The organism is Rhizobium phaseoli (genome assembly GCF_001664385.1).
GTDB lineage: Bacteria > Pseudomonadota > Alphaproteobacteria > Rhizobiales > Rhizobiaceae > Rhizobium > Rhizobium phaseoli.
The window spans coordinates 3,215,086-3,234,950 of sequence record NZ_CP013532.1 but is presented as its reverse complement, the minus strand read 5'-3'; the positions used below and the strand labels follow the sequence as shown (position 1 = coordinate 3,234,950).

The 19,865-nt window shown below is 61.2% G+C and carries 20 protein-coding genes; 7 read left to right on the top strand and 13 right to left on the bottom strand.

All coding sequences use genetic code 11. The annotated features are described in order from the left end of the window. The first annotated feature begins 151 nt into the window (after positions 1 to 151). Positions 152 to 1,240 (top strand): hypothetical protein, encoded by a 1,089-nt coding sequence (locus AMC88_RS15635; protein WP_012484660.1) that lies wholly within the window; start codon positions 152 to 154, stop codon positions 1,238 to 1,240. A gap of 19 nt (positions 1,241 to 1,259) precedes the next feature. Here AMC88_RS15635 and ychF read toward each other — a convergent pair whose 3' ends face one another. Further along, positions 1,260 to 2,363, bottom strand: a complete 1,104-nt coding sequence (gene ychF / locus AMC88_RS15630) for a redox-regulated ATPase YchF (RefSeq protein WP_012484659.1) — start codon at positions 2,361 to 2,363, stop codon at positions 1,260 to 1,262. Between the two features lie 329 nt (positions 2,364 to 2,692). Here ychF and clpS point away from each other — a divergent pair, with 329 nt between their 5' ends. Then, positions 2,693 to 3,004: an ATP-dependent Clp protease adapter ClpS gene (gene clpS / locus AMC88_RS15625; RefSeq protein ID WP_012484658.1), complete on the top strand. Its 312-nt coding sequence runs from the start codon at positions 2,693 to 2,695 to the stop codon at positions 3,002 to 3,004. A 6-nt stretch (positions 3,005 to 3,010) separates the two neighbouring features. On the opposite strand, the gene AMC88_RS15620 is transcribed toward clpS, so the two are convergent. From AMC88_RS15620 to AMC88_RS15600, 5 genes are all read right to left on the bottom strand, one after another. Continuing rightward, positions 3,011 to 3,472, bottom strand: a complete 462-nt coding sequence (locus AMC88_RS15620) for a GNAT family N-acetyltransferase (RefSeq protein WP_012484657.1) — start codon at positions 3,470 to 3,472, stop codon at positions 3,011 to 3,013. After that, a complete protein-coding gene (gene pth, locus AMC88_RS15615) occupies positions 3,469 to 4,200 on the bottom strand; it encodes an aminoacyl-tRNA hydrolase (RefSeq protein ID WP_012484656.1) in 732 nt (243 codons plus the stop codon). The genes AMC88_RS15620 and pth overlap by 4 nt, the downstream gene beginning before the upstream one ends. A gap of 76 nt (positions 4,201 to 4,276) precedes the next feature. Beyond that, entirely contained in the window at positions 4,277 to 4,990 is a 714-nt protein-coding gene (locus tag AMC88_RS15610; protein WP_012484655.1) for a substrate-binding periplasmic protein, read from the bottom strand. A 24-nt stretch (positions 4,991 to 5,014) separates the two neighbouring features. Continuing rightward, on the bottom strand, positions 5,015 to 7,366 hold the full coding sequence (locus tag AMC88_RS15605; protein ID WP_012484654.1) for an EAL domain-containing protein: 2,352 nt from the start codon (positions 7,364 to 7,366) through the stop codon (positions 5,015 to 5,017). Between the two features lie 189 nt (positions 7,367 to 7,555). After that, a complete protein-coding gene (locus AMC88_RS15600; protein WP_012484653.1) occupies positions 7,556 to 8,167 on the bottom strand; it encodes a 50S ribosomal protein L25/general stress protein Ctc in 612 nt (203 codons plus the stop codon). A 399-nt stretch (positions 8,168 to 8,566) separates the two neighbouring features. Between AMC88_RS15600 and AMC88_RS15595 the strand changes: the two genes are divergently transcribed. Next, entirely contained in the window at positions 8,567 to 10,111 is a 1,545-nt protein-coding gene (locus AMC88_RS15595; protein ID WP_064825494.1) for a hypothetical protein, read from the top strand. Between the two features lie 370 nt (positions 10,112 to 10,481). Here the strand turns inward: AMC88_RS15595 and AMC88_RS15590 are convergent, their stop codons facing one another. From AMC88_RS15590 to lgt, 6 genes are all read right to left on the bottom strand, one after another. Next, entirely contained in the window at positions 10,482 to 11,414 is a 933-nt protein-coding gene (locus AMC88_RS15590) for a ribose-phosphate pyrophosphokinase (protein WP_004680140.1), read from the bottom strand. A 105-nt stretch (positions 11,415 to 11,519) separates the two neighbouring features. Further along, positions 11,520 to 12,338 (bottom strand): hypothetical protein, encoded by an 819-nt coding sequence (locus AMC88_RS15585; RefSeq protein ID WP_012484650.1) that lies wholly within the window; start codon positions 12,336 to 12,338, stop codon positions 11,520 to 11,522. A 102-nt stretch (positions 12,339 to 12,440) separates the two neighbouring features. After that, positions 12,441 to 13,592 carry a M24 family metallopeptidase gene (locus AMC88_RS15580; RefSeq protein ID WP_012484649.1) on the bottom strand — a complete coding sequence of 384 codons (1,152 nt, stop codon included), beginning with the start codon at positions 13,590 to 13,592 and terminating at the stop codon, positions 12,441 to 12,443. A 5-nt stretch (positions 13,593 to 13,597) separates the two neighbouring features. Then, positions 13,598 to 14,392, bottom strand: a complete 795-nt coding sequence (gene pgeF / locus AMC88_RS15575; RefSeq protein ID WP_012484648.1) for a peptidoglycan editing factor PgeF — start codon at positions 14,390 to 14,392, stop codon at positions 13,598 to 13,600. A 110-nt stretch (positions 14,393 to 14,502) separates the two neighbouring features. Further along, on the bottom strand, positions 14,503 to 15,603 hold the full coding sequence (locus AMC88_RS15570; protein ID WP_012484647.1) for a class I SAM-dependent methyltransferase: 1,101 nt from the start codon (positions 15,601 to 15,603) through the stop codon (positions 14,503 to 14,505). A gap of 15 nt (positions 15,604 to 15,618) precedes the next feature. Continuing rightward, positions 15,619 to 16,467, bottom strand: coding sequence for a prolipoprotein diacylglyceryl transferase (gene lgt, locus AMC88_RS15565; protein WP_041683718.1), 849 nt, complete (start codon positions 16,465 to 16,467; stop codon positions 15,619 to 15,621). A 202-nt stretch (positions 16,468 to 16,669) separates the two neighbouring features. Here lgt and AMC88_RS15560 point away from each other — a divergent pair, with 202 nt between their 5' ends. The 4 genes from AMC88_RS15560 (at position 16,670) to AMC88_RS15545 (ending at position 19,002) form a co-directional block, all read left to right on the top strand. After that, a complete protein-coding gene (locus tag AMC88_RS15560; RefSeq protein WP_004680151.1) occupies positions 16,670 to 16,930 on the top strand; it encodes an accessory factor UbiK family protein in 261 nt (86 codons plus the stop codon). Positions 16,931 to 17,320: 390 nt separating this feature from the next. After that, entirely contained in the window at positions 17,321 to 17,821 is a 501-nt protein-coding gene (locus AMC88_RS15555) for a type III secretion system chaperone family protein (RefSeq protein ID WP_004680153.1), read from the top strand. 1 nt (position 17,822) lies between these two features. Next, positions 17,823 to 18,650: a pyrroline-5-carboxylate reductase gene (gene proC / locus AMC88_RS15550; RefSeq protein WP_012484644.1), complete on the top strand. Its 828-nt coding sequence runs from the start codon at positions 17,823 to 17,825 to the stop codon at positions 18,648 to 18,650. Between the two features lie 10 nt (positions 18,651 to 18,660). Next, positions 18,661 to 19,002: a tRNA-binding protein gene (locus AMC88_RS15545; RefSeq protein ID WP_004680158.1), complete on the top strand. Its 342-nt coding sequence runs from the start codon at positions 18,661 to 18,663 to the stop codon at positions 19,000 to 19,002. 15 nt (positions 19,003 to 19,017) lie between these two features. On the opposite strand, the gene AMC88_RS15540 is transcribed toward AMC88_RS15545, so the two are convergent. Further along, on the bottom strand, positions 19,018 to 19,707 hold the full coding sequence (locus AMC88_RS15540) for an MBL fold metallo-hydrolase (protein WP_012484643.1): 690 nt from the start codon (positions 19,705 to 19,707) through the stop codon (positions 19,018 to 19,020). Positions 19,708 to 19,865 lie beyond the last annotated feature (158 nt).

The window sequence follows — 19,865 nt, the reverse complement described above, 5'->3', positions numbered from 1 at the left end:
AGGCCGAATCGGCCTAAAATCTGAATCCTGTTCTACATTAAAGAGTTAGAGCATGATGTCGCCCGAAAACCGCTCACACTTTTCGGCATCATGCTCTAGTGCTTACAATAGGATCCGCGTGGGCTCAATGATTCCGGGGAGATAAACCGGCATGACTGATCTGAGGTCGATACTCGACGAGGCAGCGCGCCAGGGGCTGATTTCGCCTGAAGCGGGCGGGCGGCTTCTGCCGTTTCTGACCGAGCGTGGCGTGGCTGTCATCAGGCCGCAGCTGGCATTGGCAGCCGAGGGGCAGGCAGCCGAAGGGCAGGCCTGGTCTGATACGGAGACACCGCGCTTCGTGCGCGGGTTTCACGACGTGCTGATCACCATCGGCGTCGTCGTGGCGCTCGTCGGCCTCTGGGGCCTTGCGCCGCTTTATGCCGTGCCGCCCGCGATCCTGGTGCTTTCGGAAATCCTGGTGCGCCGCCAGCGGCTCGCTTTGCCGGCCGTCGGCCTGACGATCGCCCTGTTCTGCTGGACATTCTTGCTGATGTCCCGCGTTTTCACGCCGTGGACATCCGAAATCGGCGCAGGGCTGACGCAATTTGTTGCCGGCTTTCCGATCCTTCTCGGCGTCTACTATGCCCGCTATCGCGTGCCCTTGTCGCTGGCGCTTGCCATCATGTCCGCGCTTGCCTTGGCACTCACCCTGCTGTTGCGTCTCGTGCAATGGCTAAGCGGCAATCCAGGTTTTTTCGTCGATCATCTTGCCTTGCTGGCTGCGATCTCTCTTCTTTGCGCGCTCGGCCTCTTCGCCACGGCGCTCTATTTCGATCTCGGCGACCGGCTGCGCCGGACAACACGCTCGGATATTGCGTTCTGGCTGCATCTCGGCGCGGCGCCGGCGCTGCTCTACAGCACTGTTTCCCTCATGTCTTTCGGAGAAGGCGGCCGTATCTTCGACCTGGCGAACATGTCGGCCCGGACGCCGGTGGTCGTCGCGACGGTGGCGGTGCTGATGCTGATCGGCCTGGTCATCGACCGGCGGGCCTTCGTCACTTCGGGGCTGCTGTCGCTCGGCGTTGCGATCTTCAGCGTCTTCCGGCAGGGAAGCGCCACGGTCGACACCTACATCTTCACGACGCTGATTATCGTCGGCGCGATCGTCTTGATCATCGGCACCGGCTGGATGCCGCTTCGCCGGCTGGTGTTGCGCGCACTGCCGCCGGCCATGGCAAACAGGCTGCCGCCGGGTTAAGGCGGCAGCGCTCTTTTATTTAGGTGTTGAAGCGGAAGTGGATGACGTCGCCGTCCTGGACGACATATTCCTTGCCTTCGTCGCGGGCCTTGCCGGCATCCTTGGCGCCGACTTCGCCGTTGAATTTGATGTAGTCGTCATAGGCGATGGTGTTGGCACGGATGAAGCCGCGCTCGAAATCCGAATGAATGACGCCGGCCGCCTGCGGCGCCTTGGTGCCGCGCTCAATCGTCCAGGCGCGCGTTTCCTTCGGGCCGACGGTGAAATAGGTGATGAGGTGGAGCAGCTTGTAGCCGGCGCGGATCAGCCGGTCGAGGCCCGCCTCATCGAGGTCGAGGGCGGAGAGAAATTCCTTGGCTTCATCCTCGGGAAGCTGGGCGACTTCGGCCTCGATTGCCGCCGAGATGACGACAGTTTCGGCTCCCTGTTCCCGAGCCATGGCAGCGACGGCCTCGGTGAATTCATTGCCGGTCGAAGCCTCGGCCTCGGCGACGTTGCAGACATAGAGCACCGGATGCGAGGTTAGCAGATTGAGGCCCTTGAGGATGGCGATCCCCTCGGCATCGAGCGTCGACAGGAGCGTGCGCACCGGCTTGCCCTCGTTGAGCAGCTTCAGCGACGCTTCCATGATCGGCAGCATCGCCATCGACTCCTTGTCCTTGCCGGTGGCGCGCTTGCGCGTCTGCTCCGTGCGGCGCTCCAGGCTTTCGAGGTCGGCGAGCATCAGCTCGGTCTCGATCGTCTCGGCATCGGCGACGGGATTGATGCGGCCCTCGACATGGGTGATGTCGCTGTCTTCGAAGCAGCGCAGCACATGCACGATCGCGTCGACTTCGCGGATATTGGCGAGGAACTGGTTGCCGAGGCCCTCACCCTTCGAAGCGCCGCGCACCAGGCCGGCAATGTCGACGAAGGAGATGCGGGTCGGAATCAATTCCTTGGACTTGGCGATATCGGCAAGCTTGCGCATGCGCGGATCGGGCACGGCGACTTCGCCGGTGTTCGGCTCGATCGTGCAGAAGGGATAATTGGCCGCCTGTGCCGCTGCCGTCTTGGTGAGCGCGTTGAAGAGGGTCGATTTGCCGACGTTCGGCAGACCGACGATGCCGCATTTGAAGCCCATGGCTAAAACCTGCTGTTCTTGAATTTCTTGCTGGTGCCTATGGGATAAAGGAGCAATGTGGTCAAGTCTTAGCGAGCTTTTAACGTTGCTCACTTGCCCAAGGAACGGTGCCGGCCTATTTTCGAGGGTGATCGCGGTTTCGGTGCATTGCGGATTTCGTCAGAAGCACGGTCGCTGTTGCCGGCCGCAATGACATTCGGCCTCAACTCGGGCCGCCAATCCCTCCCGATCGAGGCCGGCGGCCACGGCGCACCGTCGAAAATTCGTCATCGATAATGATTAGTTGTTTTGAAGATTCCTGACCATGTCATCAACGGGTGGATTTTCCGATGAGTGACAACGACGTTGCCCTGAAGCCGAAGACCAAAGTGGAGCCGAAGCTGGACAAGCCGAAGCTCTATAAGGTCATCCTCGTCAATGACGATTATACGCCGCGCGAATTCGTCATCGCGATCCTGAAGATTGTCTTCCGCATGAGCGAGGAGACCGGCTATCGGGTGATGATGACGGCGCACAAGCTCGGTTCCTGCGTGGTCGTGGTCTGCGCCAAGGACATTGCCGAGACCAAGGCCAAGGAGGGCATCGATCTCGCCAAGGAGATGGGTTTTCCGTTGATGTTCACGACGGAGCCCGAGGAATAGCCAGGCTCAGGGGCGGCGGATCTGATAGCCCGTCTTGTCCTGCAGGAAGCCGCAATTCTCATAGAAGCGCAGCGTCGCAGGATTCCTGGAACCGGTCAGCAGCATCACCTTGTAGCAGCCGGCCTTCCAGGCCTCGGTCACCGCATGGCTGATGACGGCGCCGGCATAGCCGCGTCGGCGGTGGTCGGCATGGGTGACGACATTTTCGAGGAGCGCATAGGAGGCGCCGTTCCGCGTCAGGTTCGGCACGACAATCATGGTCACGGTGGCGACAGCGATATCACGGGCAAAGCCCATCAAGACGGTCATACCGGGCTGGGCAAGGATAACCGAGAAGCGTTCCTCGGCGGTGATGTCGTCGAGGGGCGGATCAGCGGGGTTCAAATGCCGGTAGAGGGTCATCAGCCCCGAGAGATCGCCGGCAGCTGCGGGACGGACCGCGAAATCCTGGTCCGGCATCGGCCTCATTCCCCCTTATTGCCGAACATCTTCTTCAGCATCTCGGCCATCGGCCCGGTGGCGGGGAGTTTCGGTTGATTGCTGCTGCGAGCTTGGCGGATATGCGACTGACCGGCCGGCTTCTTTTCGCCATCCTTGCCTTCCTTCCGCGGTTTTTCCTCCTCGGCCTTGCCGCCGAGCGCCAGCGCGATCTTGTTCATCAGCTGCGAATCCTCGTTCCGCACCAGCATCTCGGCATTGTCGGCGAGCGTCTCGAGCAGCGGTTCCAGCCAGTCGCTGTCGGCCTTGGCGAAATCGCCGAGCACATGGTTCTGCACCATCTCCTTGATGCCGGGATGTCCGATCCCGAGGCGCAGGCGCCGGTATTCCTTGCCACAATGGGCGTCCAGCGACCTGATGCCGTTGTGGCCGCCATGGCCGCCGCCGGTCTTCAGCCGCGCCTTGCCCGGGGAGAGGTCGAGCTCGTCATAGATAGCGACAAGGTCGGCGGGCTGGAGCTTGTAAAAGCGCATCGCCTCGCCGACGGCCTCACCGGAGAGGTTCATGTAGGTCTGCGGCTTGATCAGCAGCACCTTCTCGCCGCCGAGTTCACCCTCGGCGATCTCGGCCTTGAACTTCTTCGACCAGGGCGAGAAGCTTTGACGCCGATGGATGGCGTCAACGGCCATGAAGCCGATATTGTGACGGTTGCCGGCGTATTTGGCGCCGGGATTGCCGAGACCCGCAATGATCAGCATGGCCTGTCTTCCTCGCTTAAGCTTGCCGCTGTTCACCACCCGGAAAACGGCGCAATGTCAAGCGGAAAGGGTAGTATCAGTCCGACAGGTTCATGCCGTATTTCAGGAAGATCTTTTTCTGGTCGCCATCGGCGATCAGCTTGTCGAGAGCGGCCTGCATCTTGGCGCGCAGATCGTCCGGAAAGCTTTTTTCGCAGGCGATGCCCATCGGCTGGGCGGAGAGCACGGTCACCATCTCCACCGGCTGATCGGCCTTCAGCTTGTCGAAATAGAGTTCGGAGATCGGCATCATGTCGATGCGCCCGCTGAGCAGCTTGCGCAGCGTCGCGTTGAAGTCGCTGGCGACGTCGAGCTTGGGGAAGCCCTTCTCCTTCAGGATCGTCTCGGTATAATCCTCGCGCTGGGTACCGATCGTATATTTCTTCGCCTCGTCCAGATTGCCGGCGGTGACGCCCGAGCCCTTGCGGGTGATCAGGATGTTGCGGTCGACGAGCAGCGGCTCGATCCATTTGAACAGCGGATCGCGCTCACTGTTGTGGGCGGTGGCGAAAACGCACGTCATCGGCGCCGTGCGGGCGAGGCCGAAAGCGCGCGCCCAGGGCAGGACCTCGATTGTATAGTCGACGCCGAGCGCGGCCATCATCTTTTCGACCTGCTCGACCGTCGCGCCCTTGATGACCTTGCCTTCGCGATAGTTGAAGGGGGCATAGTCCTCGGTGGTGAAATTGATCGTCTGCGCATGGGCGGTGCAGGGCAGCGCCAGGCATGCGAGAAGCAGGAGCTTTTTCATCGGATCATCTCCTTCGTTCTTCGTTTACGAGGCGCGTGCGACGGCCGATTGGGGCGTCATCAGTTCCTCAATGAGCTTGGCTGCGTGCTGCGGGCGATGGAAGAGGTAGCCCTGACCATAATCCAGCCCCATCTGGTGGAGCGTGCGGCATTCCTCTTCGGTCTCGATGCCCTCGGCGATGACGGTGCAGTTCATCTTGTGGGACAGGGTCGTTATGCCTTCGATCAGCATGCGGCTCTTCTGGCGGACGTCATCGTCGCCGTCGTTGATCGCGCGGGTGAAGGACTGGTCGATCTTGATGATGTCGACAGGGAAACGGTTGAGGTAGCTCAGCGACGAATAGCCGGTACCGAAATCGTCGAGCGCAATGCGGCAGCCGAAGCGCCGAAGCTCCGTGACGATCATGCGGATCTGCGGGTTGTCGTGCATCAGCACGGCTTCGGTGATCTCGACGACGATGCGTTCGGGGCGGATGCCGTGCCGGCCGACAATGGCAGCAAGCCGGGCCGGCAGCGCCGGCTCGAACTGCAGCGGCGAGAAATTGATGGCGAGGTAGGTATCCTGCATGCCGGAGATGCGGGAAATCTTTGCAAGATTGGCGATCGCTTTATCCATGACGACGTTGCCGACGCGGACGATTTTTCCTGTCTCTTCAGCGACGCTGATGATCTCGGCCGGTGGCATCAGGCCCTTCTGCGGATGGTTGAGACGCATCAGCGCTTCAAAGCCGGCAATGCTGCGGCCGTTCAAGTTGACGATCGGCTGCAGGAAGGCCTCGAACCAGTTGTCGATGAGGCCGGCTTCGATATTGGCCTCGATTTCGGCGCGGCTGCGGGCGCGATCGAGCATGACGTTGTCGAAGAGTTGCGCGCCATTCTTGCCGTCGCGTTTCTTGGCATACATCGCCATGTCGGATTTCTGAAGCAGTTCGGCTGCGGTCGTGGCATGATGCGGATAGATGGAGATGCCGATCGAAGCGCTCAGATGCATGTCCGGGGCAAATGGGGTTTCGAAGATCGAGGCGATCTGCTCGCACATCGCCTTGGCGCGCCTTTCGGCGTCCTTCGCCGGCAGCAGGATGGCGAATTCGTCGCCGCCGAGACGGGCCGCCTCGTCGGAGGGAGCAAGATGGGTCTTCAGGCGCTCGACAAGTTCAATCAGCGCCTTGTCGCCGGCGGCGTGGCCCATATTGTCGTTGATCCACTTGAAGCGGTCGAGATCGACGAAGAGGCAGGCGAGCTCCTGGCCGGAGGCGTCTGCCGCGGCGATCTTGCTGTCGAGCACGGCTTCAAAACCCTGGCGGTTGAGCAGCCCGGTCAGGTGGTCGGTGATTGCCTGGCGATGGTTGCGGTCCTCGGAAGCCTTAAGCTCGGTCACATCGGTCATGACCGATAGCGAAAGGCGATCGTGAGCGTCGGCGCCGGCTTCCGATTCCATGATGAGGACGTCCATGGTGCGGCCATCCAGGCAGACGAACTTGACGGTGACCGCCATGCCGCTTTCGGCCCGGCGGCGCTTGACGAACTTGTCGCGGGTATTTGCGGTGACGAGATCGGCGAAGTTGCGGCCGATGACGGCGGCGCGATTATAACCGGTAGCAAGCAGCCAATAGTCGCTGACGGCGGTGATGCGGTCTTCCTCGTCGAGCGAGAAGAGCATGGCGGGAGTGAGGTTGTAGATATCGGTGGCGCGGCGATGGGCGAACTTCAGCTCCTTCTCCTCGCTTTCGAGCTTGGTCTGCATCTCGTTGAAGCTGTGGGCAAGCCGTCCCATCTCGTCGTTCGACTGCCAGTCGACGTGATGGCGGGAGCCGAGCTGGCGGGTGGCCTCGATCGCTGCCGTCAGCCGCATCAGCGGCTGGATGACGAAGAAGCGGTTGCCGATCAGCGCAGTGCCGAAAACGGTCAGAACCGCGAAGATGAAGATCGAAATGAAAACGACCTCTTCCTGCTTCAGGCCGGAAAACAGGCCGAGGGCGGGATAGTAGACACTGATACTGCCGAGATTCTTCGGGCCATCGATGGTGTTGTAAATGATGGCGCGCGACACCTGCACGAGCTTGCCGTCGAAGGAGCGCGGAATGGTGGACTGGCTGACGTCGAGCTGGCCTGACTGGTCGCGCACTTCGACCTTGACGATGGCGCCCTGGGAAACGACCGTCGCGCTGATCTGGGTGACGCTTTCTTCATCCAGGTCCCAGAGGGGCTTTGCCAGCGCCTGGGCGTTGGCGACAAGAAGAACCGAGATATGATCGCGTATTTCCTTGTCGGCTCGCTCTGAGGAAAGAAAAAGAAAAAGAACAAAGAGAGGAGCGACAAAAACAAGCAGCGCTCCGCAAACAATTCCAAAAAACCTGTTCTCAACGGAATTGTTCATGGTTCCGTCTACTCCCCCAGGCCGGCCATATTTGCTGTCGCGCGTTCGGGCCGGCTTCATCGCAGCTGACGGGGCATGCTTTCACGAATACGTTAAATGTTGCTGAAACGGAGGCCTTGCGGGCAACGAAAAGCCCGCCTCCCCGGTTCACGGAAGGCGGGCCATAGCCTTGCAAATTGGCCAAAGCGATCAGGCTTCGGCGTCGCCTTCAGCTTCGACGGCGCTCTCGACGCCGGCAGCCGGAGCGACGATCGTCGCGATGGTGAAGTCGCGGTCGATGACCGGGGTCACGCCCTTCGGAAGGGTGACTTCCGAAATATGGATGCTGTCGCCAATCTTCTTGCCGCTGAGGTCAATGTCGAAGAATTCCGGGATCGCGTCTGCCGGGCAATGCACTTCGACTTCATGGCGGACGATGTTCAGAACGCCGCCGACCTTGAGGCCCGGGGACTTCGCTTCGTTGATGAAGTGAACCGGGATTTCGACGCTCACCTGGGTGTTGCCCGAGACGCGCAGGAAATCGACATGCATCGTGAAATCGCGGACCGGATCGAGCTGGTAGTCCTTCGGCAGAACCTTGTACTTCTTGCCGTCGACTTCGATGGTCGCTACGGTGGTCATGAAACCGCCGGCGTGGATGCGCTTCGTCACCTCATTGGTGTTGAGAGCGATGGCAATGGGGGCCTGCTTGTCACCATAGATGACAGCGGGAATCAAACCGTTGCGGCGAAGTTCACGGGCGGACCCCTTACCAACCCGTTCGCGCGCCTCGGCCTTGAGCTCGTAAGTTTCCTGGCTCATGGCTATTCCTTTCGAGGTTATTTGGAGAGTCCGGCGGCGGGCAAACGCCTTGTTCCGTCGAACCGGAGGCGGGTTGCCCCAGCCTCATCCGCGTTGCCTCCAAGGGTGTCTACGCGGACCGCTGGCCTATATTATAAGTCGCTCGGAAACGCAAGTTGCGGATTCCAGCGAGGCTGACGGCTCTGCAGCTGTCAACGGTCATGTCCTCAATGGAGCTCCGCCGCCATTCCCAGGGCGCCGAGCTTCGGCTTGAAAAGACGAGCCTCGTTGAAATCACCTCAAAACCCCGTCCCGTCCAGATGGCAAATCGTCAATGGCTGCTACCACTTGGCTTGACATTAGTGTGCTTCGCATCTTTGGATGCCGCATTCAAAAAAGCGGCTGAGGAGAAACCCGACCATGCGTCTCAAACTTGTTACGGCAACGAGCTTGCTTGCCCTTTGCCTTTTTACCACGGCCGAGGCCGTGGAGATCAATCAGGACGGCGCCAATGCGGTTCGGGACGCTTTGACGAAACTGCTTCCCGACGATCTGGCGAAAACCGACTTTATCACCGTCAATCCTGCGGGCGGGCGCTATCAGATCATGTACGATCTGGCGAAGCTACTTACGAAAGTCGATCCGACGACCTTCACCATCAACGGCCTGACTCCGTTCTCGACATTCGCCACGCCGCTCGATAACGGGCTTTGGAACATCGAAGGCAACGACAGTTTCAACGTCTCCGGCCACTTCAAAGACCCGGATCAGAAAACCACTAATTTCACCTATTCCATCGCTTCGATTGTGCATAGCGGTGTTTTCGACCCCGCAATCAGCTACCTGCGCTCAGGCACCTTCGCAGTCAAAGACGTTAAGGTCGCCAGCAAGTCCGAAACCGACGAGGTTCATGCCACCATCGCCAGCATGGACCAGAAGCTGAGTTCGACGGACACTGCCGGCGGCAACGGACGTATAGACTTTGTCGGCAGCGCCTCGATGACTGGTTTCGTCGAGCAGGTTTCGAGCGTGCAAATGCCACCCATCGATCTTCGCGCCGGCTCGATCAATGTCGACGCCAAGGTGAACGGCCTGCCGGCAAAGCAGATTCGCGAAATGGTCTTCTTCTTGCTCGACCACCTCGAAGATAAGGAATTAAGCGCGGAGAATACCGATAGGATCAAGGCAATAGTAAAGGACGCTTTTCCGCTCCTGACGTTGTTCAGCGAGACAATCGGGGTCAACGATCTGTCCGTCACAAACGAGTTGGGCAAGGGCGGCGCCAAGGCATTCGGCTACACCGTCGCCATCGAAGGGCCGAGCGATGCCATGCGCTTTGGCTTCGGCATGAACGCGCAGGAGATCAGGCTCGACACCCCGCTGATGCCGGCAAACTACTCGACTTTCATGCCAACTAGCTTCGATCTGCAGCTTGCCGTGCCGAATCTGGACTTCGCCAGCTTTGGCGATGCGTTGATGGCGATGGATTTCAAGGACAAAGCGCCGAAGGCGAGCGGCGAGGAGATGGGGAAGAAGCTCTTCCGGGACGGTCGTCTTGCCGTCGAGTTTCCCAGGATCAGTGCCAAGTCTGGGGTCTATGATGTCGATATGACAGGCAGGATCGAAGGTCGAGTCGACACCGAGAAGGACTATTCGATGGAGGCGACCATCCTCGCCCGCGATCTCGACAAGACCATCTCGGCAGTTCAGGAACTTGCCAAGACTGATCCCGATCTCAACCAAGTCTCCTTCGGCCTCATGATGGCGAAGGGTTTCGCCAAGACAGATGCGGACGGACGCTCGCGCTGGGACATTAGCGTCAGCCGCGACGGCTCCGTGGCGGTCAATGGTCAGCAGATCAAGGGACCGGATGGTCCTGATCAGGATGAGGAGTTAGAGCCGGACCAGGAGCAGGAACCGGATCAGGGCCAGGACGCGGTGCCTGCGCCGACGCAGCAGCCTTGAGGGCTATCGATCGCGATAGAAATAAATGAGGCCGGCCTTGCGCCGGCTTCAGCGTGTTGACCACAAAAAATCCGGCACAAAGTCGGCCTCAGACCGCTGACAAAGCCAACAACCCCCTGTTTCGTCATGCTTCGGGTTTGTCCCGAGAATCTGTCGTCGGTCGATAGGGCAGCAGATCCTCGGCACAAGGCCGGGAATGACGCGAGCAAGGAACGGAGTTGCGCCTTACGTGACAAGCTTCGCCGGACGATCGGAACGACGATTGTTCTGGGCTTTCGTTTCCAGCAATTCACGCTGCTCGGTGAGCACGCGTGGTAATAGCCTGGTCCTGATGCCGAAATTGAAAGAGCCGGTCGAATGCCGGCTCTGTTTAATCGAACAGGCTGGAGACGGATTCTTCCTGGCTCGTCCGGCTGATGGCTTCGCCGATCAGCGGAGCGGTCGTCACGACGCGGATATTGTGGGCGGACTGCACCGCCGTCGTCGGCTGGATCGAGTCGGTAATGACAAGTTCGCGCAGTTTGGACGAGGTGACGCGGGTAACGGCGCCGCCGGACAGCACGCCGTGGGTGATATAAGCCGTGACGCTGGAAGCGCCCTGGGCGAGCAGCGCATCGGCCGCATTGCAGAGCGTGCCGCCGGAATCGACGATGTCGTCGATCAGCAGACAGTCCTTGCCGGTGACGTCGCCAATGATGTTCATGACTTCGGATTCACCCGGCCGGTCGCGACGCTTGTCGACGATCGACAGAAGACAGTCCAGCCGCTTGGCAAGCGCACGGGCGCGAACGACGCCGCCGACGTCAGGCGAGACGACCATGACGTTGCTGAGGTCATATTGGCTCTTGATGTCGCGCGTCAGGACCGGCAGCGCGTAAAGATTGTCTGTTGGAATATCGAAGAAACCTTGGATCTGGCCGGCGTGGAGATCGAGCGTCATGACGCGGTCGGCGCCGGCTTCCGTGATCAGGTTCGAGACGAGCTTGGCCGAGATGGGTGTGCGGCCGGAGGCGCGGCGGTCCTGGCGGGCATAGCCGAAATAGGGGAGGACGGCCGTGATGCGGCGGGCTGATGAACGACGCATGGCGTCGATCATGATCAGCAGTTCCATCAAATGGTCGTTGGCAGGATAGGACGTGGGCTGTACGAGGAAAACATCCTCGCCGCGGACGTTTTCCTGGATTTCCACGAAGATTTCCTGGTCGGCAAACCTTCGGACACTGGCTTTCCCCAAGGGAACGTTGAGATAGTTGCAGATCGCTTCGGCGAGTTGCCGGTTCGAATTGCCTGCGAAAACCTTCATGTTGGTCCGCCTGTTATGCGCTGATAGCCGCGCTTTTTAGTCAGCTTCCCCGTGAATGCAAGGGCAAAGGCGCCACAGGCTTTGATATTTGCAAAAAGTTTGTGACTAACCGCCCCGCGCCTGCCGCCAAGAGGTGAATTCCGCGATGGTTTTCGAGGCGATCTGCTGCATCACCGAAGCCGGAACGCCCGCCCAGGGGTCGGCCGCCGCCGTCTGCACACTTTCCTGCCCCTGAATGCGGTGCAGGCGGGCGCCGCCGCCGTCGAGAATGTCCCAGACATAGACCACGGTGACCTTGCCCTCGTCGCTGAAGGCGGAGAGATAGCCTTTGAGAATGTAGTCGCTGCTCGTATCGTTCGAGCTCTTGATGGAAAGGCCGTGCGCCCGCGCCTCGGCGCCGAGCTGGCGCGAGAGCGGCGTTACGGCCTGCACCGGCGCGCCGATGATCGGCAGGAAGCGCACGGTATTGCCGGAGGCGGAAGAGGCGCCGGGGGTGAGGGCGGCGGTCTGCTGCGGCTGCGCGTCGAGCGTCTGGTCGGACGGTGCCTGAGGCGCGGCATTGGTCACAGCCGGCGGCAGTGTCTGTCCTTCGATCGGGGCGGAGGCGGCGGGCGAGGTGCTGTTCCTCGACAGGGCGTCTGCCTGTTCCTGCATCGTTGTCGGTGGGGCGCCACTGCCGGGCCGATAGGCGGCCTGCGATTGATTGAAAGCTGGATGATAGCCATTCGGCTGCGAGGTTGCGGCGAAAACCGGTTGACGCGTGCCCGCCAAACCTTCGGCCTCACGCTGGGTCACCGGGCTTGACGACGGGCCTCCGGAGGATTCGCCGATGCCGACCAGCGGCGTCAGTGCGTCGGTGGTATTGCAGGCGGTGAGCAGGGCCATGGTGAACAGGAGCGTGGGCACAGTCGCAGCTCGCGTCATCCAGTGATCCGTCCTTCCCACAATCGCATCAGCCCGCCCGAATTTATGCGGGCGGGGATGGTCGTCTGTCAATTCCGGATTCTCACCGGTCAATCCCGGGCTTCAAAGGCCGATAAAATCGAGCGGATGACGCGACAGTGCGCGTGGCGCATCCGCCGTCGTCAGATAGGTCTGTCCGAGCGTCATCGCCGTCCCGGTATCGGAATCGGCAATGATCATATGCACGAAGAGCGACATGTTCGGCTCGATCGCCTGTGGATTGCCGACATGGAACATCTGATGTTCCATCCAGGAGGGCGAGAAGCGGGCGCCGAGCGAATAACCGCAGGCGTTCAGCCGGTGGCGGGCGAGGCCGCGCTCGTCCATGATGCGGGCATGCATGTCGAAGACGTCGCCGAAGGTGTGGCCGGGCTTCAGCACCGTCTCGATCGCTTCGATGGTCTCGCGGCAGGCATTGTAGAGTTCGCGATGGCGTTGCATCGGCTCGCCGATAACGATCGTGCGCATCATGGCGGCATGATAATGGGCGTAGGTGCCGGCCCATTCGAGCGTCAGCTGATCATTGGCGTCCAGCTTGCGGCGGCCGGCCTTGTAGCGGCAGAGCAGCGCGTCGGCGGCGGAGCCGATGATGAACTCATTGGCGGGATAGTCGCCGCCGCCGGAAAAAATCGCTCCCTGCATGGCGGCGAGGATGTCGGCTTCGTCAGCCCCCGGTTTCGTCAGCCGGATCGCGGCGTCGAGCGCGTCGTCGGCGAGGTCTGCAGCCCGTTCGACATAGGCGACCTCGGTCGGGCTCTTGATCAGGCGAAGACGGCTGACGAGATAGGAGGCATCGACGATCTGGCCGAAAGTGGTCAACTGCGCGTCGAGCAGGCGGGCGACGCGGCCCGTCATGCCGTGCGTATCGTACTCGACGCCGATGCGGGCACCGAGCAGATCCATCTCGACCAGCAGGTTCTTCAGGTCGAGCGTCGGATCGGCATTGACCCTGTCGACCCAGATATGCACATCCTCAAGGATCGATGTGTGTTTAGCCTGGCGAAGATCGGCCGAGCGGGTGATCAGCGCCATCGTGCCGTCGCTCTTGACGATCAACGTCTGGAAGAAGCAGTAGCCGAAGGTGTCGTAGCCGGTCAGCCAGTACATGCTTTCCTGGGCGAAGAGCAGCAGGGCGTCGAGCTTTTCTTCCTTCATCTTCTCGGTGAGGCGCGCAAGTCGGCTTGCAAACTCGGCCTTTTCGAAGTGCAGTGCCATGCTGCTCAAGTCTCCCTGATTGATATCGCTGAAATCTGGCGGCCGTAGTCCGGCTCCTTGCGATGTGTCGTCCGGCGATAGGAAAAGAAGCGTTCGCTGTCCGGATAGGTGCAGAGGCCGAGGCTTTCGGCCCGCACGCCGGCCCGGGTCAGCCTGTCGATGGTCAGTGCCGGCAGATCGAACATGGCGTGGCCCGGCGTTGCGGAAGGCATGAAGAAGCGCTCGTAATCGGGATTTTCGGCGACGAAGCGATCGACGAATTCCGGTCCGACTTCGTAGCTCTCCTGGCTGATCGAGGGGCCGAGGCAGGCCACGATGCCGCCGCGGTCAGCCCCCAGGGCTTCCATGGCTGCGACGGTGTTTTCGAGTACGCCGGTCAGCGCACCCTTCCAGCCGGCATGGGCGGCGCCGATGACGCGATTTTCGGGATCGGCAAAGAGGATGGGGCCGCAATCGGCGGCCAGCACGCCAAGCGCTATGCCGGGGACCGCCGTCACCAGCGCATCGGCATCGGGACGGCCCCCATCATAATCGGCGCCGACCGTCACGACATCGGGAGAATGGACCTGATGGACGGTTGCCAGCCGCTCGACCGGCAGATCGAACCAGGCCGCGACGCGGCGGCGGTTCTCCATTACCTTGCCCCGCTCGTCGCTGGAGCCGAGGCCGACATTGAGACCACGATAGATCCCTTCGGAAACACCGCCGGCCCGGGTGAAATAACCGTGGCGGATGGCGGTGCCGGCTGCTTTGTTCAGCAGCGTGCTTTCGATCGGTGCGGGAGAGGCCGCGTCCTGCATCTGTGATTCCGGGCTTTTCGAGAGGTTTGTTATTGTCCCGAGCGCATCGCATCGGCGGCGCGCTTCAAGTTGCTGTTCGCGCGGATGTTGGCTCAGCCGCGTGCGCCCTGTCAATCCACCGGACGAAAGGGCATGAGATCGACAGCCGGGTGCGAGACGGCCATGACCTTGAAGAGTTCGCCCATCCGGCCTTCACCGGCGCCGGCAAGCCTGTCGACCGCCGTCTGGATGACCTGCTGGGTCTGCGGCTCGCGGTCGCGTCCGAGAGCGGCGGCGCGCTCGAGAATGCCGAGGCCGGTCAGAAAGTCGCCCTGGTGCAGGGCGCCGTTCAGATGTAACCCGGCCGTGAGCGCCGTTTCGGCAAGCTGCTGGAAATCCACATGGCTCGTCAGATCGGCTTCGCCGGGATGGGCAAGCGGCGGGTCGAATTCATGCATGCGCACCGCCTGCAGCGTATCGCCGAAACCGGTGACGAGATGGCCGTAGTCGATGACGAGCGCCGTGCCGCCGAAGGCGCGCAGCCGCTCGCAGATCGCCATCATCACCGCCTGGCGGGCAGGGGAGATCTCGAAAAGTGTGCCGAGCGGCAGGTTTTGCACCGGTTCGGGAAGCAGCGCGGGATCGAGGCCGGCGACACCGGCGGCAAAGGTCAGCTCGCCGTCGGCGTCGAGCCCGACCGTGCGCTCGCGGAAACCTGTCTGCGTGCGGACAAACTGGCGGATCGGGATCGCATCGAACAATTCATTGGCGGCGATCAGGGTAAAGCCGGGCGGGACTTCGTCGAAGCCGTCGTGCCAAGCGATTTTTTCGCCATAGGCTTCGAGCGTCTGGTTCTGGACGTCGCGCAGGCGCTCGCTGGTTTCGACAAGATGCACCGTCATGGTGTCGAAAAGCGGCGGGGCAATGCGCGAGATGACACGCAGCATGTCTGATATCATCGTGCCGCGGCCAGGCCCGATCTCGACGAGGCGCACATCCGCCGGCGTGCCGTGGCGCTGCCAGGCATGGACGATGAAGACGCCGATCATTTCGCCGAAGATCTGGCTGATCTCCGGGGCGGTGACAAAATCGCCGGAACGGCCGAAGGGCTCGCGGGTGCGGTAATAGCCATGTTCGGGATCGGCGAGGCAAAGCGAGAAATAATCGGTGACGCTGATCGGGCCATTGGCCTGGATGATCGCCTTGATCTTTTCGCCGAGAGCGGTGTTCATGTGATTATCCGCCGTTCAGAGCTGGAGCGCAGCCTGGCGACGGGCGCGCAGCATCGCCCAGAGGCCGAGCAGGATCATCGGCGAGGAGAGAACCATGCCCATGGTCAGCCAGGTGGTGCCGAGGAGGTAGCCGAGCTGGGCGTCCGGCTCGCGGAAGAATTCGACGAAGATGCGCGACAGCGCATAGCCGCAGACGAAGACGCCGGTGATGAAGCCCGGAGTTTTCAGCGCACGCATGCCGTAGACGAGGGCGGCCATCACCAGAAGCAGAACGATACCTTCGAGGCCGGCTTCGTAGAGCTGGCTCGGGTGGCGGGCGAAAGGACCACCGGTCGGGAAGACCACGGCCCAGGGCACGTCGGTCAACCGGCCCCAGAGCTCGCCATTGATGAAATTGGCGATGCGGCCAAAGAACAAGCCGAAGGGAACGACCGTGGCGACGATGTCGAACAGGCTCCAGACCGGAATGGCATGGCGGCGGGCAAAGAGGACCATGGCGATCGTCGTGCCGGTCAGGCCGCCATGGAACGACATGCCGCCGTTCCAGATCTGAACCGCACGCACGGGATCGTGCAAGACGGCTGTCAGATCATAGAAGAAAATATAGCCGAGGCGACCGCCGAGGACGACGCCGAGGGCTGCCCAGACGATAAAATCGTCGAGCTGCACTCTTGATATCGGCGATGCGTTGCCGGGCCAGAGACTGTCGTTGGCGGCGAGGCGGCGCGCATAGGCCCAGCCGAGCAGGATACCGGCAACATAGGCGAGACCGTACCAGTGAATCGCCAGCGGACCGATCGAAAAGGCGATCGGATCGATGTCCGGGAAAGGCATGATGGCAAGGAGATCGGCGGCTATCGGCAAGGTTTTCCCATCCGTTGAAGTCGGCGGAACATGCCGCTGCGATCCCGGACGGTCAAGTCCATTGTTCGTGATCTCGCTTGCGCAACGCGGCCGCCGAGGACTATCCGGTGCAAAGCGCTTGCATCGCCGATGGCGAAGCCCTACCTCAATCTTCGAGGCCCTGAAGGGCCGAATTCACCGCATGCGAAGGGAGAAAAACGCCATGACGACCGGAACGAACCGCATCATGGATGAGTTCGCCAAGCTGATGACCGACGCGGCAGGTGCTGCCCAGGGAGTCCGCAAGGAGATCGAGACGGCTTTCAACGCCCAGGCCGAGCGTTGGCTGAACAGCATGGACGTCGTCAAGCGCGAGGAATTCGAAGCCGTGCGCGAGATGGCGATCAAGGCACGCGACGAAAACGAGGCGCTTGCCGCCCGCATCGCGGCGTTGGAAGCAAAGCTTGCCGGCGAGGATCGCTGATATCCCGGTATGGTGCAGACGCGGCGTTGCCTTCATGCCACACGCCGCGTCTGTCACAAAAAATTCCAGCTGAGTTTTCCACCTGTGGACACTGCCAAAAAAGCCAATTCGCAGAGTCGCTTATTCTCCCTTCTGAATTGAGTTTCGAAGAGCTTTCCACAACGGCCCGTCCGTATTTTCCTCCCAGGGGGCTGGCAGGTGGCAAGGGTCATTATACACTGATTTTAAATGATGATTCGAAGCGACTTGGTAAGCTCCGGGCAGGTTATCTGCGTTAAGTCTGGCAGCGGTTCAACGATCATCCGGTGGTAGTTTCCGGTATTTGAGTGTGTCTTTCTTGTGTTCGTACACGAAGTTAAGTCGCATTCATTCCGGTCAAGAAGGTGCTGCATGAACCTGATGGAATTGGAAGTCGAGCGTCAGTCGAACCCGGTCGATATGATCGAGTACGTGGCCTCCAACAATGACTGGTCGTTCGAACGGTCCGGCGAGGACGAGATCGCGATGACGGTCGAAGGGCGCTGGGCGGACTATCATGTCTCCTTCTCCTGGATGGAGGAATTCGAGGCGCTGCACCTTGGCTGCGCATTCGATATCAAGGTTCCCGACATCCGGGTCAACGAGGTGGTCAAGCTGCTCTCTGCGATCAACGGGCAGGTGTTGATGGGGCATTTCGACCTCTGGCGCCAGGAAGACGTCGTCATCTTCAGGCAGTCGCTGCTGCTTGCCGGCGGCGCTGAGCCCACCAACCGCCAGGTGGAGGTGCTGCTTTCCAGCGCGCTCGACACCTGCGAGGCCTATTTTCAGGCTTTCCAGTTCGTCGTCTGGTCCGGCATGGACGCGGCCAAGGCAATGGAAGCCGTGCTGTTCGAAACGGTCGGCGAGGCATAAGATGCCAGCCAAGGCTTTCTCCTCGAAACATCCCGTGGTTCTGATCGGCGCCGGCAATATGGGCGGCGCCATGCTCTCCGGCTGGCTGAAGAGTGGCGTCCCGGGCTCGGCCGTCATCGTCGTCGATCCCGGCCCATCGCCGGCGATGCTGGCGACGATCGGCGAGGCGGGAGCGACCCATCTTGCGGCTGTTCCGGCTGCGTTGAAGGCAGGCGTATTGTTCCTTGCGGTGAAGCCGCAGGTGATGGAGGCGGTGTTGCCGGCGGTGAAAAGCGCTGTCGGGCCGGAGACGGTCGTCGTGTCGGTCGCCGCCGGCAAGACGCTCGGTTTTCTCGAAAAACATCTCGGGAAAGCCGCCATGGTGCGGGCCATGCCGAACACGCCGGCCATGGTCGGTCGCGGCGTCACCGGAGCCTATGCCAATTCAGCGGTCAGCGATCAGCAGCGCGAGCGCGTCCATTCCCTTCTGCGCGTCTCCGGCCCGGTCGAATGGGTGCCAGCGGAAGCCGATATCGACGCCGTGACGGCGCTTTCCGGCAGTGGGCCGGCCTATGTTTTCTATCTCGTCGAATGTATGGCGGAGGCGGGCCGGAAGCTCGGCCTGCAGGCGGACCTCGCCATGCGTCTTGCGCGGGAAACTGTCGCGGGGGCTGGTGAACTTTTGCACCAGTCCCCCGACGATGCCTCGCGGCTGCGGCAGAACGTGACTTCTCCTGGTGGCACGACGGCGGCAGCACTCGCGGTGCTGATGGCCGAGAACGGCATGCAGCCCTTGTTCGATACGGCCCTCGCGGCAGCGCGGAAGCGGGCCGAGGAACTGGCCGGCTGAAAGAGACCTCATGGCCGAAGAGATCTCCTACGCCGATTTCGATCGTGTCGACATCCGCGTCGGCACGATCATCGAGGCCAGTCCCTTTCCGGAAGCGCGCAAGCCAGCGTTCAAGCTGGTGATCGATTTCGGCCCTGACATCGGCATGAAAAAATCTTCGGCGCAAATCACCGTGCATTATACGCCGGAAAGCCTGATCGGCCGGCAGGTGCTCGGCGTTGTCAACTTCCCGCCACGCCAGATCGGACCGTTTCGCTCGGAAGTGTTGACGCTGGGGTTCGCGGATGAGAAAGGCGCGATCGTGCTCGCCGCGGTGGAACAGCCGGTGCCGAACGGCCGCAAGATGATGTGAGCGCTGCTTACATTTCTATCGCGTTTCGCCTGATGCGCCCGACCCGGATGCTCCAGCGGTTCTGATTTCCTGCAAAAATGGATTGCTGCGCCGCTCATCGCCGATGCGGCTGCCAGGGCCGTGGCCGCAGATGAAGCCGACCTCGTCGCCGAGCGGCAGCACCTTGTCGCGGATCGAATCCAACAGTTGCTGATGATTGCCGCCCGGCAGATCCGTACGACCGATCGAGCCGTTGAAGAGCACGTCGCCGAGATGGGCGAAATTCTGCGCGCGGTTGAAATAGATGACGTGGCCGGGCGCATGGCCGGGCGCATGATAGACCTCGAATTCGTGGGCGCCGAAGGAGACCCTGTCGCCATCCTTCAGCCAGCAGTCGGGCAGGACGTTGCGCAATCCTGATATGCCGTAATTCGCCGCCTGGGCTTCGATGCGCTGCAACAGCGGCAGGTCGTCCTGGTGCGGTCCGACAATGTCGACGCCGAGGGCCTCCTTTAACTCTTTGGCGCCGCCGGCATGGTCGAGGTGGCCATGCGTCAACCAGATTTCCTTGATGGTCAGGCCGCTTTTCTCGATCGCCTGGAGAATGAGCGGCACGTCGCCACCCGGATCGACGACGACGCCTTCCTGGGTCTCGGGATCGAAGAAGACCGTGCAGTTCTGTTGAAAAGGTGTCACCGGAATGATGCCGGCCTGGAGCATGCCCATAAGTGCCTCGCTTGGTGTCTCGGGTGCCCAGGTATAGTTCGAAACGCTGGCAAGAACAGCCGGAATCTGCTGCTGCCACGCCCTGTTTCACGGCAAAAAGACCGACTGCAACACAAATTTATAGGGCCTCCCGTTAACTCCATACAGCGATAGAATCA

What these genes read in the sequence shown, in the direction of transcription:
- AMC88_RS15635 (WP_012484660.1), top strand. Translation starts at nt 152, where the DNA reads ATGACTGATCTGAGGTCGATACTCGACGAGGCAGCGCGCCAGGGGCTG.
- ychF (WP_012484659.1), bottom strand. Translation starts at nt 2,363, where the DNA reads ATGGGCTTCAAATGCGGCATCGTCGGTCTGCCGAACGTCGGCAAATCG.
- clpS (WP_012484658.1), top strand. Translation starts at nt 2,693, where the DNA reads ATGAGTGACAACGACGTTGCCCTGAAGCCGAAGACCAAAGTGGAGCCG.
- AMC88_RS15620 (WP_012484657.1), bottom strand. Translation starts at nt 3,472, where the DNA reads ATGAGGCCGATGCCGGACCAGGATTTCGCGGTCCGTCCCGCAGCTGCC.
- pth (WP_012484656.1), bottom strand. Translation starts at nt 4,200, where the DNA reads ATGCTGATCATTGCGGGTCTCGGCAATCCCGGCGCCAAATACGCCGGC.
- AMC88_RS15610 (WP_012484655.1), bottom strand. Translation starts at nt 4,990, where the DNA reads ATGAAAAAGCTCCTGCTTCTCGCATGCCTGGCGCTGCCCTGCACCGCC.
- AMC88_RS15605 (WP_012484654.1), bottom strand. Translation starts at nt 7,366, where the DNA reads ATGAACAATTCCGTTGAGAACAGGTTTTTTGGAATTGTTTGCGGAGCG.
- AMC88_RS15600 (WP_012484653.1), bottom strand. Translation starts at nt 8,167, where the DNA reads ATGAGCCAGGAAACTTACGAGCTCAAGGCCGAGGCGCGCGAACGGGTT.
- AMC88_RS15595 (WP_064825494.1), top strand. Translation starts at nt 8,567, where the DNA reads ATGCGTCTCAAACTTGTTACGGCAACGAGCTTGCTTGCCCTTTGCCTT.
- AMC88_RS15590 (WP_004680140.1), bottom strand. Translation starts at nt 11,414, where the DNA reads ATGAAGGTTTTCGCAGGCAATTCGAACCGGCAACTCGCCGAAGCGATC.
- AMC88_RS15585 (WP_012484650.1), bottom strand. Translation starts at nt 12,338, where the DNA reads ATGACGCGAGCTGCGACTGTGCCCACGCTCCTGTTCACCATGGCCCTG.
- AMC88_RS15580 (WP_012484649.1), bottom strand. Translation starts at nt 13,592, where the DNA reads ATGGCACTGCACTTCGAAAAGGCCGAGTTTGCAAGCCGACTTGCGCGC.
- pgeF (WP_012484648.1), bottom strand. Translation starts at nt 14,392, where the DNA reads ATGCAGGACGCGGCCTCTCCCGCACCGATCGAAAGCACGCTGCTGAAC.
- AMC88_RS15570 (WP_012484647.1), bottom strand. Translation starts at nt 15,603, where the DNA reads ATGAACACCGCTCTCGGCGAAAAGATCAAGGCGATCATCCAGGCCAAT.
- AMC88_RS15560 (WP_004680151.1), top strand. Translation starts at nt 16,670, where the DNA reads ATGACGACCGGAACGAACCGCATCATGGATGAGTTCGCCAAGCTGATG.
- AMC88_RS15555 (WP_004680153.1), top strand. Translation starts at nt 17,321, where the DNA reads ATGAACCTGATGGAATTGGAAGTCGAGCGTCAGTCGAACCCGGTCGAT.
- proC (WP_012484644.1), top strand. Translation starts at nt 17,823, where the DNA reads ATGCCAGCCAAGGCTTTCTCCTCGAAACATCCCGTGGTTCTGATCGGC.
- AMC88_RS15545 (WP_004680158.1), top strand. Translation starts at nt 18,661, where the DNA reads ATGGCCGAAGAGATCTCCTACGCCGATTTCGATCGTGTCGACATCCGC.
- AMC88_RS15540 (WP_012484643.1), bottom strand. Translation starts at nt 19,707, where the DNA reads ATGGGCATGCTCCAGGCCGGCATCATTCCGGTGACACCTTTTCAACAG.